We start from the raw sequence: 13815 nt of genomic DNA on the forward strand, positions 1-13815 counted from the left end.
CCGCCCGGCTCACCCCGCAGGCCACACGTCGTCGGGCTCGGGCGAGGGCATCGCCGCGAGCAGAGCCCGGGTGTAGTCGTGCCGCGGTTCGAGCAGCACCTGCTCCACCGGTCCGACCTCCACGAGTTCGCCGCGGTACATCACGGCCACCCGGTCGGCGATGTTCCACGCCAGGCCGAGGTCGTGCGTGATCACCAGGCCCGCGAGGCCCAGCTGCCTGCGCAGCCGCAGCAACAGCCCGAGGATCTCGCCGCGCACCGAGGCATCCAGCGACGCGACCGGTTCGTCGGCCACCAGCACGCTCGGGTTCAGCGCCAGTGCACCGGCGATGACCACACGCTGGCGTTGCCCACCGGACAGCTCGTGCGGCAACCGCGTCAGATACTGCTCGGCGGGCCTGAGTTCGGCGGCCTCGAGCGCGGCCACCACGGTGCCGGGTTCATCGGCGTCCAGCCCGTGAATGCGCGGGCCTTCGGCCACCGACTCGTACACCGTGTGCCGCGGGTTGAGCGCGCTGTTGGGATCCTGCAGCACCAGTTGGACGCGGCGCCGGTAGTCCCGCAGCCCGGACGCGGACGTCGGCACGGGTCCACCGTCGTAGTACACGCCGCCCGCCGTCGGCTTCTGCAGGCCGAGCAGTGTCCTCGCGAGCGTCGTCTTGCCCGAGCCGGACTGTCCGACGAGCGCGACGATCTCGTCCCGCCGCACGTCGAGGTCGACACCGCCCACCGCGGCCACGGCGGACCCGGCGCGGTCGCGGAAGTGCACCCGCAGCTCCCGCGCCGACAGCAGCACCGGCGACTGCGGGTCCCGCTCCCCTTCCTCCGGCAGCGGTTCCGCCGTGGCGGGCGCGTACCGCGACACCGGGTCGCCGACCTCGGGGAAGGCAGCAGCCAGCGCCTTCGTGTGCTCGTGCCGCGGTGCGGTGATGACCTCCTTCGCGTTCCCGGTCTCGACGATCAGCCCCTGATACATGACCGCGATCCGGCTGCAGGTCGCGGCCAGCACCGACAGGTCGTGCGTGATGAACACGAGGCCGATGCCGCGTTCCTCGACCAGCCTGCCGAGCAGGTCGAGCACCTGTGCCTGCACGATCACGTCCAGCGCGGTGGTCGGTTCGTCGGCGATGACGAGTTGCGGGGCGCAGGCCAGCGCCATCGCGATCATCACGCGTTGCTTCTGCCCGCCCGACAGCTCGTGCGGGTACGCCTTCGCCTTCGCCGCGGACAGGTCCACCTGCGCCAACAGTTCGTGTACGCGTGCCTCGGCCTCGGCCGCACTCGCCCCGGTGTGCAGCCGCAGCGGTTCGGCGATCTGCTTGCCCACGCGCCGCACCGGGTTGAGCGCGTGCATGGCGCCCTGGAACACCACCGATGCCTCCGACCACCGCGCGGCCCGCAACCTGCCCCAGCGCATCGCACCGACGTCCTCGCCGTCGAGCAGCACCCGGCCGGTGACCTTCGCCGACTTCGGCAGCAGCCGCAGTACGCTCGCCACGACCGTGGACTTGCCGGAACCGGACTCGCCCGCGATGCCGACCGTCTCGCCCGGCTCCAGGGCGAGGTCGACGCCGCGCACCGCCTCCACCTCACCGCCGGCGGTCCGGTACGTGACACCGAGGTCCTGCAGTTCGAGTAACGGTGTCACCGGTCCCCCTTCAGGCGCGGGTTGAGCACGGTTTCGAGTGCACGTCCGACGAGCGTGAACGAGAGCACGACCAGCACGATCGCGACACCGGGCGGCAGCAGGTACCACCAGGCCCCCGCCGTCACCGCGCCCGACTGGTTGGCACGGTCGAGCATCGAACCCCAGGAGATCTCGGGCCCGGACATGCCGAGGAACGCCAGCGTCGACTCGGCGATGATCGACCCGCCGACGACGAGGGTCGTGTTCGCGAACACGAGCGGCAGCACCGACGGCAGCACGTGTTTGCCGATGATGTGCGTGTGCCCGCCGCCGAGTGCCTTCGACCGTTCGATGTACGGCCTGCTCTCCACCGACAGCGTCTGCGCGCGCACCAGCCTCGCGGTGGTCGGCCACGAGGTGACGCCGATCGCCATGATCACCGTCCACATGGATTTGGGCAGCACGGCCATCAGCACGGCCGCCAGCACCAGCGCAGGCAGCACCAGGAAGAAGTCGGTGATGCGCATCAGCACCGCCGAGATCCACCCGCCGAAGTGGGCCGACACCACACCGACGAGCGTGCCCACGACCACCGACAGCAGCGTCGCCGCGAACCCGACCAGCAGTGACACCCGCGCGCCCCACAGCGTCAGCAGCAGCACCGACCGGCCGGATTCGTCCGTCCCGAGCCAGTAGGCACCGCTCGGCGGTTCGAGTGGGCTTCCCGTGGCCGTGACGACGTTCAGTCCGTCCTGGTCGATCAGCAGCGGGGCGAGGAGGGAGAACACCACCAGCAGCGCGATGAACGCGGCTCCGAGCAGGCCGCCGGTGTTCGTCCGGAACTCCCGCCACGCCTGCACCGCGGCTGCGCGCCTGCGCGCCCACACCGGCGCGCTCACGAGGCACGCACCCGCGGGTCGACGACGCGGTACAGCAGGTCGGCGACCAGATTCATCACGATCACCGAACCGGCGAGAATCACGAACACTCCTTGCAGCACGGGCAGATCAGGCCCGCGCAACGACTCGTAGGTGAGCAGGCCCAGCCCCGGCCACGAGAACACCGCCTCGACGGTCACCGTGCCGGACACGACCATGCCGAACTGCAGGAAGATCAGCGTCATCGTCGGCAGCAACGCGTTGGGTACGGCGTGCCGCCTGCGCACCAGGTCGTCGCGCAGGCCCTTGGCACGGGCCGTCCGCAGATAATCGGCGCCCATCTCCTCGAGCAGGGACGAACGCATGACCAGCATGTACTGGGCATATATCACCAGTAACAACGTCAAGCAGGGCAGCGTCAGATGCCAGCCGACGTCGAGTGCCTGCAGCGCGAAGCCGTCCGGCGGATCGACCGAGGTCATGCCCCGGCTCGGGAACACGCCCTGGGTGGCGATGAGCAGCAGCAGGCCGAGCCAGAACTGCGGCATCGACCACAGCGCGAGCGCGATACCGGTCTGCGTGCGGTCGAACATGCCGCCCCGGCGCCACGCCGCCCGCACCCCGAGCCAGAGCCCCAGCAGCACGGCCAGCACCGTCGCGGTGCCGACCAGCAACAGCGTGGGCGCGACTCGTTCGGCGATCATCTCGGCCACCGGCCGACGGTGCATGTAGGACGTGCCGAAATCGCCCTGCACCAGCCCGCCGACGTAATCGAGGAACTGCTGCCAGACGGGCTGGTCCAGTCCCAACCGCTCGCGCAGGTGTGCCAGCTGTTCCGGGCCGGTCGGACGTTCGCGGGTCATCGTCACGAGCGGGTCGCCGGGGATCATCCGGAACAGGAAGAAGCCCAGCGCCACGACGAAGACGAGACTGACCAGCGCGCCGCCGACCTTGCCTGCGACGTACCGCACCGTGGAGGTGCCGCTGCGTCGCTCGTCGGGGTCGGCGGCGTGCTGCTCGGTCGGGCTCGTGGTCACCGGGCGCTACCTATTCCCGGTCTTCCGCGGAACCCTTGCGGCGCGCCAGCACCGTGCCGCCGCCGGCGACCACGATCAGCGCGACCGCGCCGATGGCCACCCACGCACCGGTCGGCATGCCGCCGCCGTCGCCGCCGCCTTCGACGGGCTCTGCGCCGGCGAAGCCCCAGTACCCGCTCTGCTCCATGATCGCGCCCTCGCCCTCGGGCTGGCGCGGGAAGCCGTCCCACCGGTCGGAGCGGTAGGCCTCGAGCGCCTGCTCGTAGCCGATGATCACACTCGGTGCGGCCTCGTAGTACATCTCCTGGGCCTGCTTGACGAGCGTGGCCCGCTTGGCGGTGTCCATCTCGGCGAGCTGCCGGCGGTACAGCTCGTCGTAGGCCGGGTCGCAGTAGAACGCGCTGCTGTTGCTGTTGCCCTCCGACGTGGGCAGCGCGTCGCACGTCTGCTTCGCGAGGATGTAGTCCGGGTCGGGGCTCGTACCCCAGCCGGACAGCGCGAGGTCGTAATCGGCGGCGGTCGTCTGCTCGTCCACCTGGTTGTCGGACACCAGATTCTTCGTGACACGGATGCCGACGTCGCCGAGCCAGCCCGCGATGAAGTCGGCCGCGCGGACGTCGAAGTCCTCACTGGAGCGCCCGGTCAGACGCAGTTCGAGGGGGTCGCCGCTGTCGTCGCGCCGGACGCCGTCGGGTCCCTTCTCGTAGCCGGCCTCGTCCAGCATCCGGTTCGCACGGTCCGGATCGAACGTGTACCTGTCCTCGTCGGACGGTTCGTAGTGGTACTTCTCGTAGATCGGCGGAACGAGGCCGCCGGGCAGTTGGCCGTATCCACCCAGCACACGGTCGACGAGCGTCTCCGGGTCGATCGCGTAGGCGATCGCCTGGCGCACCTTCTGCTCCCGCAGCGCCGGGTGGCCGTTGCCGATCCGGTCGCCGGCCTGGTTCTCGGCGCCCGGGTTGATCATGAGCTCGCTGAACCGGCGCCCGTTGGCGGAGTTCGTCGTGACGCCGTCGGTACCTTCCAGCGTCTCGAACTGTGCCGGCGTGAGGCGGTTGACGAAATCGACCTCTCCGCTCTGCAACGCCGAGACCGCGGCGTCGGCGTTCTCGAACCGGATGAACTGCAGTTCGTCGACCGCGACCTCGCCGCGCCAGAAATGCTCGTTCGCCTCGAGCTTGACGAAGCGGTTCGGCTGGTACTCGCCGATCACGAACGGGCCGCTGCCCACGCCGACGAATTCGAGGGTGTCGGTTCTCGGGGCGGAGAAGTCCTCCACCCCGGACCAGATGTGCTCGGGCACGATCGGGATGTCGAGCGCGGTCATGCTCGCCTGCGGCTCGGAGGTCCGGACCTTCACGGTGTCCTCGTCGGGCGCGGTGACCTCCTCGAAGTTCTCGACGTAGCTGCCGTTGGCCTCCGCGGCCACCGGGTCGTTCATGATCTTCTCGAAGGTGTACTTCACGTCTTCGGACGTGACGTCCTTACCGTCGGACCACGTCAGATCCGGATTGATCGTGTACGTCCACGTCAGGCCGTCCTCGGACGACTCCCACCCCGAGGCCACACCCGGGGTGGGCGTGGCGTCCTCGGCGGACGGCGGAGTCATGAACTCCCACGTCATCCGGCCGATCATCGCGCTGGAGGAGAAGCTCGCGGTGAACGGGTTGAGGTGATCGATCTCCTGTACCAACGCGACACGGAGCACCGACTCGTCACCGTCGTCGGTTTCCTGCGCACCGGCGGCGGGGGTGAACGGCCCCGCGACCAGCAGGGGCGTCAGGAGGGCGGCGAATACGGCTCGGCCACGCCGAGAACGACTGAATCGCACTGTTGCACCTCGTTATCACCGGAGGGTTGCTGTTTTTGCCGGAGGGTTGTCGTGGGAGGGAGTTGTTTGTGGAGGATTTGCCCGAAGCGGGAAAGTAACCACTCCCACGAATGTGCTGTCAACGATTTCCACACGGGTTGCCCAGCGGAAGCAGACGGAAGTAGGAAAGCCGTCCCGGAACCGTTCCGGCGCGGCACTCGACGCGCTGGTGCGTCAGTGCGGGGCCAGGCCGCGCCGGATGAGCGCCTCCTCCAGCTCGAGGCGTGCGATGTCGCGGTCGAGTCCGGTGGTGTCGTGGAGCCGGTCGCACGGGACGTCGGCGATGGCGCAGGCCTCGGCCAGCACCGCGTCGTAGCGGGCACAGGCCTTGCTCCACCGGGAACGGGACGCGTCGGAATCGAGGTCCTCGAGGTCGCGGTGGGCGCGGCGCAGGTCGGCGGCCACCACCTCGACGGCACGGCGGCGCGGGAACCAGCCTCCGGCCGCCCGGTGCCGGAGGGCGGCCCGCCGGGCCGCTCCCGGCAGCCACAGGATGAGCAGGACCACGATCGTCGGCGCAACGAAGATCGCAGCGTGCACCAGCACGCCGGCAGGCATGCTCCAGGATAGGCCGATTCGCGCCGAATCCGACACCGCGGACGGCATGATCCTTTCGCGTCCGTCGGCGTCGTAGCCTGTGCCCATGACACAGCCTGTGCCCGCGAACGAGTCCGGCCGCACCGCGGGGCCGAGCGTCCTGATCTCCGCCGACATGGAAGGCGTCACCGGCGTCACGTGGACCGACGACGTCGTACCCGGGACCGAACAATGGCAGCGGTTCCGCACGATGCTGACCGGCGACGTGAACGCCACGGTCGCCGGGGCGTGCGCAGGCGGAGCCGGCGGAGTCCTCGTCAACGAGGCGCATCTGTCGCAGCGGAATCTGCTCTTGGAAGACCTCGACACCCGCGCGCGGCTGCTGACCGGCAGGCACAAGCCCCTGTCCATGATGGAGGGCATCGATTCCGGTGTGGACGGCGCGGTCCTGCTCGGTTATCACGCGGGATCCGGCTGTGAGGGCGTGCTGTCGCACACCTATCTGCCCGCGCACATCACGGGCGTGTGGCTCGACGAAGCGCCCGCCAGCGAAGGCAGGCTCAACACGGCGCTGGCGGCCGAGTACGGGGTGCCGATCCTCGTGGTCACCGGCGACGACCGGGCGTGTGCCGATGCCGCCGAGTACGCGCGCGAGGCCGAGCACGTCGTCGTCAAGGAATGCGTGAGCCGCTACGCCGCGGTGTGCGACCCGCCGTCGGTCACCGCAGCCCGGATCGCCGAAGCCGCCGAGCGGTCGATGCGCCGTGCGGGACGGGCCGAACCGGTCGTCTCCCGGCACCGGATCGAGATCGAGTTCGACGCCAGCCATCTCGCACAGGCCGCCGCCGCGGTGCCGACCGTGGCCGAGACCGGACTGCGGCGGATCGCGTTCGAGGCCGAGACGATGACCGAGGCGATGAAGGCGTTCAAGGTCGTCACCTCGATCGCCGACGGCGCGGTGCAGGGCAAGTACGGCTGAGGCGGAACGCCCGCTGCGGCCCGGCCGACCGCGCCGCAGCGGGCGACGCACGCGTCAGTCGTCGAGTGCCTTGGTGGCCATGCCGGTGACGAGCGAGCCGATGGCGATACCCATGACGACGTACACCAGCGCACTGGCGACCTGCACCTCGATGTCGACGGCGATGGTGAACGGCCACACGGCGAACACGACCGTCACGAGGCCGACGATCCAGCCGAGGAACGCCATCGGCCGCGGTGCGACGAGCAGCAGCAGGTGCGCCAGGGCGGTGGCCAGCAGTGAACCGACGACGCCGAAGCCGGCCAGCCAGACCGCGCCGATGTAGTCGACGGCGCCGTCGGCGGTGGCCGGAGCGATCACGGGAATGTCGAAGACGCCCGTGACGACCAGGGTGGCGACGACCCCGACCAGCGCGGCGACGAGCGCGGTCGCGGCCCCGCCCGCCCACAGCGTGCCGGCGTTCACGTGCGGTTTCGCCGAGTCGGAGTGGCGGTAGTCGCCGTACCCGCCGTGGGACTCGTAGCCGTCGGATCCGTAGTAGCTGCTCACCATGACTGACGGTAAACGCAGCGCAGCGATCCCGCGACTCGACGCTGCATCCCATCAGGGGAAGTACTCCATCAGGGGACGTTCACGCGGGCCGGCGGCGGTGTCGCCGGGACCCGGCCGCCTGCGGTCTACGGTGTGGCGCGTGGCTCACATCGGTTCCCGTTGCAGGAAGAGCGCCGACGCGTGCGGAGGTGGTGGCCTCCGTGCGGTGTCCCCGGGACGGTGCCGATGATCGGCCGGGTGCTCGAGACCGGGGTCGACCGGCTCCGCGCCTCGGATCCCGGATGGAGCCGAGGCCGCCGCGCACTGTCGGCGGTGCTCGGCATCGGGATCACGGTCTCCGTCCTCGCTGTGCTCGGCCCGCCGTTGCCCGTCGTCCTCGTCGGCTCGGTCGGCGCGCTGATGGCGGCGTTCACGATCAGCGATCCGGAGCCCGCCGGGCAGGCCGTGTCGCTCGGGCTCGTGCTCGTCGTCGGCTCTCTCGCGCTGACGTCCGCGAGTCTCGGCCAGGCCGTACCACCGCTCGACAGTGTCGTGTTCGTACTGCTGATCTTCGTGGCGGTCTACGCGCAGCGGTTCGGCCCCCGCGGCATCGCGCTCGGGTCCGCCCCGTTCTTCCTGTTCTTCTTCGCGATGTTCCTGCAGACGCGGCTCGACCAGGTGCCGATGCTGCTGCTGGCGCTCGCCGTCGGCCTGGGAGCGAACGCGATCGTGCGTTTCGTGCTGCTGCCGCGCAGGGCGGACCGCGAGTTGCTCGCGGTCCGCCGGTCGTTCCGCACCAGGCTCAGCGCCTGCGTCGCGGCCACTGCGAACCACCTCGCCGCGGGCGGCACGCAGCGCACCGGCAAGCAGCTCCGCCGCGCAGGCGACCGGCTGCACGAGTCCGTTCTGCTCATCGAGGACACGATCGGCGACGTCTTCGACGATCCACAGGCGGCAGCGCTGCTGCGGAGGCGGGCGCTGGAGGTCGAACTGGGTGCGCAGTGGCTCGCGCTCATCACGCGCAGGGTGTGCGGCGAGAACCTCGACGAGGCGGTGCGCGACGACCTGGTCACGCGGCTGCACCGTTTCCGCTCCCTCATCGAACGCGATCCGCGTGAACTGCCGATCATCAGCGACACCGAGGAATTCAGCGAACTGCTCGTCAGCGGCAGCAGGCTGGGCGACCGGACCGAGCCCGGTGACGACGTGCGCCGGGCGATCGCCGAACTCGCCCTTGCCGATCTGAACGCCCAGCGCATCGCCGAACGCGACTTCTCGGCCGAACCCGAATCACCGGAGGCCGGCGAGCCGGAACGCACCCGGGTGTTCGCCTACGACAACCAGACCCGCAGTGCCATCCAGGCGGTGCTCGGCGGTGGCCTGGCCGTCATCGGCGGCGAACTGGTGTCACACCAGCGGTGGTACTGGGCGGTGCTGACCGTGTTCGTCGTCTTCCTCGGCACGTCGAGTGCGGGTGCGACGCTGGTCAAGAGCGCGCGCCGCGTCGTGGGCACGGTCGTCGGGATCTTCGCGGGCGCCCTGTGCGCCATCACCGTGGCCGGGAACGTGCCCGCGACGATCGTGCTGGTCCTCGTGTGCGTGTTCGGCATGATGTTCTTCGCACGCACGTCACAGATCGTGATGACGTTCTTCATCACGACCATGCTCGGCCTGCTCTACAGCATCCTCGGCACGTTCAGTATCGACGTGCTCGGCGTCCGCCTCGCGGAGACGGCCGTCGGCGCGGTGGCCGGCGTACTGGCGGCCGTCGTGATCGTGCCGGTCCGCACGAGGGCGGTCATGCTCGACGACGTCGCGACCACGCTCGAGGACCTGCGGGAGTACGTGACGCAGGCCCACACCCTGCTGACCGGTGTGGACAACGTCAACGTCATCGAGTTGTCGCGCACGCTGGACCGGGACGTCGAACAGGTCCGCGCGGCCGTCGAACCGCTGACCCACCCGATCAGCCTGCGCGCGGCACGCCGCGACTACGGCTGGTACGTGCTCGACACCCTCGATGCCGTCGCGTTCCGGGCGCGGCACATCGCGGCCCGTGCCCGGCCGGGCCTGCTCGCGCTCGACGACCGGCTGGGCGGTGTCGAGACCAGGATCATCCTCAACATCGACACGTTGCTCGACGCCATCCGCTCCCCCGGCTCCCCTGGCCACATCGAACCACCGCCCGGTGACGACATCGTCCGCCCTGAGGACGAGCCTACGGTCCGGGTCGTGCTCGCGAGTTTCGCGAAGCTCGACGACGCCGTCGGAGCACTCGGAAAAGCGTTCGGCGTCACACCTCGGCCCGGCTCAATCGGTACAGGTGAGGCGACGCACCCACCGGACGGCGAAACCCCCGGATAGCATCCCGGGTACACGCACTGAATGAACTCATCAGCAGGAGAACGTTATGACCCAGGCCCCTGTCAACGTCACCGTCACCGGCGCCGCCGGCCAGATCGGTTACGCGCTGCTGTTCCGCATCGCGTCCGGTCAACTGCTCGGCCAGGACACGCCGGTCAAGCTGCGGTTGCTGGAGATTCCGCAGGCAGTGACGGCGGCCGAGGGCACCGCGCTGGAGCTCGAGGACTGCGCGTTCCCGCTGCTGGCCGGTGTCGACATCTTCGACAACGCGAAGGACGCCTTCGACGGCACCAACGTCGGCCTGCTCGTCGGCGCCCGTCCCCGTGCCAAGGGCATGGAGCGCGGTGACCTGCTCGAGGCCAACGGCGGCATCTTCAAGCCGCAGGGCGAGGCCATCAACGCGGGTGCCGCCGACGACGTGAAGATCCTCGTGGTCGGCAACCCCGCCAACACGAACGCGCTGATCGCCCAGGCACACGCACCCGACGTGCCCAAGGAGCGCTTCACCGCGATGACGCGGCTGGACCACAACCGTGCCGCGGCGCAGCTGGCCACCAAGCTCGGCGTGGGCGTGGCCGACATCAAGAAGCTCACGATCTGGGGCAACCACTCCGCCACGCAGTACCCGGACATCTTCCACGCCGAGGTCGACGGCAAGAACGCCGCGCAGGCCGTGGGCGACCAGACATGGCTCGAGGACGAGTTCATCCCGCGCGTGGCCAAGCGCGGCGCGGAGATCATCGAGGCCCGTGGCGCCTCGTCGGCCGCGTCGGCGGCCAACGCCGCCATCGACCACGTCCACGACTGGGTCAACGGCACCTCCGAGGGCGACTGGGTCTCGATGGGCATCCCGTCGGACGGGTCCTACGACGTGCCCGAGGGCATCATCTCCTCGTTCCCGGTCACGACCTCCGGCGGCAAGTACGAGATCGTCCAGGGCCTGGAGATCGACGAGTTCTCCCGCGGCAAGATCGACGCGTCGGTCAAGGAACTCACCGAGGAGCGCGACACGGTCAGGCAGCTCGGACTGGTCTGATCGCGTCTCCCGCACAGGGGCCGCCGGAACGACTCACCGTTCCGGCGGCCCCTTTCTCGTGGTGCGGCTCTCGTTGTGCGGCCGTGTCGAATACCCGGTCACTCGAGCGCAGAGCTGTTCACTCCAGCGTCGGCAACGGGACGCCGATTCACTGCGACCGGGTCATGCGGCGGTCAGGCCCCGGCGTTCGAGCAGCGGCTGCAGCTGTGGATCACGGCCGCGGAAGGCGCGGAACGCCTCCATCGGGTCGACACTGCCGCCCTTGGCAAGCAGCTCGGTGCGGAACCGATCGCCGTTCTCCCGCGTCAGCCCGCCGCTGCCACGGAACCACTCCACCGAGTCCGCATCGAGCACCTCGGACCAGATGTAGGAGTAGTAGCCGGCCGAGTAGGCGTTGCTGAACACGTGGGCGAAGTAGGTGCTGCGGTAGCGCGGTGGAACGGTCGCCAGCGCCACGCCCGCCTTCTGCAACGCCTCGGCCTCGAACCGGTCGGCATCCGCCACCTCGGCATCCGCGCCGAGCGTGTGCCACGCGAGGTCGAGCAACGCGGCCGCGAGGTACTCCGTGGTGCGGAACCCTTCGCCGTACCGGCTCGCCTCCTCCAGCTTCGCCGCCGTCTCCTGCGGCAGCGGCTCACCGGTGCGGTGGTGGCGCGCGTAGTTCGCCAGCACCTCCGGCCACAACGCCCACATCTCGTTGACCTGCGACGGGAACTCGACGAAGTCGCGCGGCACGTTCGTGCCCTCCAGCGACTGGTACTCCACATCGGACACCAGTCCGTGCAGGGCGTGACCGAACTCGTGGAAAAGCGTGATCACCTCGTCGTAGGTCAGCAGCGCCGGCTCACCCTCCGGCGGCTTGGTGATGTTCAAGTTGTTCACCACGACCGGACGCTGCCCCAGCAGCCGCGACTGCTCGACGAGATTGTTCATCCACGCCCCGCCCCGCTTGGCGTCCCGCGTGAAGTAGTCGCCCAGATACAGGCCGAGCGCCTCGCCGTCGGCGTCGAACACCTCCCACACCCGCACGTCCGGGTGGTAGCCGGACAGGTCCCGCCGCTCGGCGAACGTGAGCCCGTAGAGCTTGCCCGCGGCATGGAACACACCGTCGACCAGCACCCGCTCCAGCTCGAAGTACGGCCGCAGCGCGGCCTCGTCGATGTCGTACTTGCGCTTGCGGACCCGCTCGGCGTAATAGGCCCAGTCCCAGGGCTGCAATTCGCCCTCGATGCCGTCGGCGGTCAGCTCCTCCTGCAGCTCGGCGGCTTCGGCGTTCGCGTTGACGACCGCGGCCGGTGCCAGCCGCTCCAGCATGGACACCGCGGCATCGGACGACCCGGCGGTCTGATCCTCGATCATGTACGCCGCGTGGTGCGGGTAGCCGAGCACGGCTGCGCGCTCGGCCCGCAACCGCACGATCGTCGTCAGGACGTCCTTGTTGTCGTGGTCGTTACCCCGCCCGGCCCGCGAGACCGAGGCGCGGAAGACCCGCTTGCGCAACTCCCGGTTCTCCAGCGAAGCCAGTACCGGCTGGGCCGACGGCAGCACGAGTGTCAGCAGGTACTTGCCGTCCTCACCCCGCGCGGTGGCCGCCTCGGCCGCCGCGGCGATCGCGTCCTCGGACAGGCCCGCCAGTTCGTCACGTGTGGACACCAGCACGGCCAACTCGTTGGTGTCGGCCAGCAAGTTGTCCTGGAACCGGGTCTCCAGCCGCGACAACTCCTCGTTCAGCTCCCGCAGCCGCGTCTGCTTGTCGTCGGCCAGGTCCGCACCGGCACGGCGGAACGCGATGTGGGTGCGGTGCAGCAACCAGTCCTGCTCGGGGGTGAGGTCGAGCTCCTCCCGCCGGGCGTGCACCGCGTCGACGCGAGCGAACAACGCGGCGTTGAGGTGGATCTCGTCCGAATGGACCGCCAGCCGCGGAGCCACCTCGGTCTGCACCTCCCGGCGCGCATCCGTGGCATCGGCCGCGGTCAGGTTGAACAGGATCTGGGACACGCGGTGCAGCAACTGTCCCGAACACTCGAGCGCGACGATCGTGTTCTCGAACGTCGGCGGCTCCGGATCACCGGCGATCGCCCCGATCTCCGCCCGGTGCTCGGCCAGCGCCGTCTCGAAGGCAGGCAGGAAATGCTCGTCGGAGATGCGATCGAACGGCGGCAGCCCGTACGGCAGGTCGCTCGGCGCCAGCAGCGGGTTGTCGGTCACGCGTTGTCCTTTCGTCCAGTGGTGCCGCCGGGAACGGCGTCGGAAGTGCCCGCGCTCCTCCCGCGCCTGCGGCCGCGCTTGGTGGGTTTCGGGGGAACGACGCCGCTGAGATCGCCCGCGTTGTCGTTGATGCGCACCACGAACGGCCGGGTCTCGCTGTAGCGCACGACCGACAGCGAACCCGGGTCGACGACGATGCGCTGAAACCCGTCGAGATGCTGGCCGAGCGCATCGGCGAGGATCGACTTGATCACGTCGCCGTGGCTGCACAGCGCCCACACGACGTGCTCACCGTGCTCGGCGGTCAGCCGCGCGTCATGCTCGCGCACGGCCGCCACCGCGCGGGCCTGCACGCCGGCCAGACCCTCCCCACCGGGAAACACGGCCGCCGACGGGTGGTCCTGCACGACCCGCCACAGCGGCTCCTTCGCCAGCGTCTTCAGCTCCCGGCCGGTCCAGTCGCCGTAGTCCACTTCGGATAACCGCGACTCGGCCACCCGCGTGAGCCCGCGCGCCTTCGCGAGCGGTTCGAGCGTCTGCTTGCACCGCAGCAACGGCGACGACACGAGCGCGGCCAGCGGCACGTCCGCGAGACGGTCCACCAGCTGCTGTGCCTGCCCGCGCCCCGTGTCGTCCAGTCCGACCCTCGGCATGCGCCCGGCGAGCACGCCCGAGCCGTTGGCGCTCGACCGGCCGTGCCGCAACAGAATGACGGTTCCCACGCCCGTCACCCTACGCCGACACCACCT

The 13815-nt window shown here is 69.8% G+C and carries 11 protein-coding genes; 3 read left to right on the forward strand and 8 right to left on the reverse strand.

Annotated features, from left to right (window positions below; translation table 11 throughout):
• Positions 1 to 9: 9 nt before the first annotated feature.
• From LY41_RS15885 to LY41_RS15905, 5 genes are all read right to left on the reverse strand, one after another.
• On the reverse strand, positions 10 to 1647 hold the full coding sequence (locus LY41_RS15885) for a dipeptide ABC transporter ATP-binding protein (protein ID WP_253864805.1): 1638 nt from the start codon (positions 1645 to 1647) through the stop codon (positions 10 to 12).
• Complete coding sequence (locus LY41_RS15890) at positions 1644 to 2525, reverse strand: ABC transporter permease (protein WP_253864806.1); 882 nt, start codon at positions 2523 to 2525, stop codon at positions 1644 to 1646. Before LY41_RS15890 ends, LY41_RS15885 begins: the two co-directional genes overlap by 4 nt.
• Positions 2522 to 3541, reverse strand: a complete 1020-nt coding sequence (locus LY41_RS15895; protein ID WP_253864807.1) for an ABC transporter permease — start codon at positions 3539 to 3541, stop codon at positions 2522 to 2524. The genes LY41_RS15890 and LY41_RS15895 overlap by 4 nt, the downstream gene beginning before the upstream one ends.
• Before the next feature lie 10 nt (positions 3542 to 3551).
• Positions 3552 to 5372, reverse strand: a complete 1821-nt coding sequence (locus LY41_RS15900) for an ABC transporter substrate-binding protein (protein ID WP_253864808.1) — start codon at positions 5370 to 5372, stop codon at positions 3552 to 3554.
• A 213-nt stretch (positions 5373 to 5585) separates the two neighbouring features.
• The gene (locus tag LY41_RS15905; RefSeq protein WP_253864809.1) at positions 5586 to 6056 is read right to left on the reverse strand and encodes a hypothetical protein; all 471 of its coding nucleotides are present in this window, start codon (positions 6054 to 6056) and stop codon (positions 5586 to 5588) included.
• Between LY41_RS15905 and LY41_RS15910 the strand changes: the two genes are divergently transcribed.
• Positions 6055 to 6927 carry a M55 family metallopeptidase gene (locus tag LY41_RS15910; RefSeq protein WP_253864810.1) on the forward strand — a complete coding sequence of 291 codons (873 nt, stop codon included), beginning with the start codon at positions 6055 to 6057 and terminating at the stop codon, positions 6925 to 6927. The two genes, LY41_RS15905 and LY41_RS15910, sit on opposite strands and share 2 nt — an antisense overlap.
• Positions 6928 to 6981: 54 nt before the next feature.
• Here LY41_RS15910 and LY41_RS15915 read toward each other — a convergent pair whose 3' ends face one another.
• Entirely contained in the window at positions 6982 to 7476 is a 495-nt protein-coding gene (locus LY41_RS15915) for a DUF6069 family protein (RefSeq protein WP_253864811.1), read from the reverse strand.
• Between the two features lie 228 nt (positions 7477 to 7704).
• Between LY41_RS15915 and LY41_RS15920 the strand changes: the two genes are divergently transcribed.
• Together LY41_RS15920 and LY41_RS15925 are read left to right on the forward strand one after the other, a co-directional pair.
• Positions 7705 to 9822, forward strand: coding sequence for an FUSC family protein (locus tag LY41_RS15920; RefSeq protein WP_253864812.1), 2118 nt, complete (start codon positions 7705 to 7707; stop codon positions 9820 to 9822).
• Between the two features lie 46 nt (positions 9823 to 9868).
• Complete coding sequence (locus tag LY41_RS15925; RefSeq protein ID WP_253864813.1) at positions 9869 to 10858, forward strand: malate dehydrogenase; 990 nt, start codon at positions 9869 to 9871, stop codon at positions 10856 to 10858.
• Positions 10859 to 11020: 162 nt separating this feature from the next.
• Here the strand turns inward: LY41_RS15925 and LY41_RS15930 are convergent, their stop codons facing one another.
• Both LY41_RS15930 and LY41_RS15935 read right to left on the reverse strand, forming a co-directional pair.
• Positions 11021 to 13066 (reverse strand): M3 family metallopeptidase, encoded by a 2046-nt coding sequence (locus LY41_RS15930; protein WP_253864814.1) that lies wholly within the window; start codon positions 13064 to 13066, stop codon positions 11021 to 11023.
• Complete coding sequence (locus LY41_RS15935) at positions 13063 to 13788, reverse strand: histidine phosphatase family protein (protein ID WP_253864815.1); 726 nt, start codon at positions 13786 to 13788, stop codon at positions 13063 to 13065. Before LY41_RS15935 ends, LY41_RS15930 begins: the two co-directional genes overlap by 4 nt.
• Positions 13789 to 13815 lie beyond the last annotated feature (27 nt).

Source organism: Prauserella halophila, assembly GCF_024171895.1.
In the GTDB taxonomy this organism is placed as follows: Bacteria; Actinomycetota; Actinomycetes; order Mycobacteriales; family Pseudonocardiaceae; genus Prauserella; species Prauserella halophila.

Coding starts and splice junctions, on each gene's coding strand:
- LY41_RS15910 (WP_253864810.1), top strand. CDS start 6,055: ATGACACAGCCTGTGCCCGCGAACGAGTCCGGCCGCACCGCGGGGCCG.
- LY41_RS15905 (WP_253864809.1), bottom strand. CDS start 6,056: ATGGGCACAGGCTACGACGCCGACGGACGCGAAAGGATCATGCCGTCC.
- LY41_RS15920 (WP_253864812.1), top strand. CDS start 7,705: ATGATCGGCCGGGTGCTCGAGACCGGGGTCGACCGGCTCCGCGCCTCG.
- LY41_RS15925 (WP_253864813.1), top strand. CDS start 9,869: ATGACCCAGGCCCCTGTCAACGTCACCGTCACCGGCGCCGCCGGCCAG.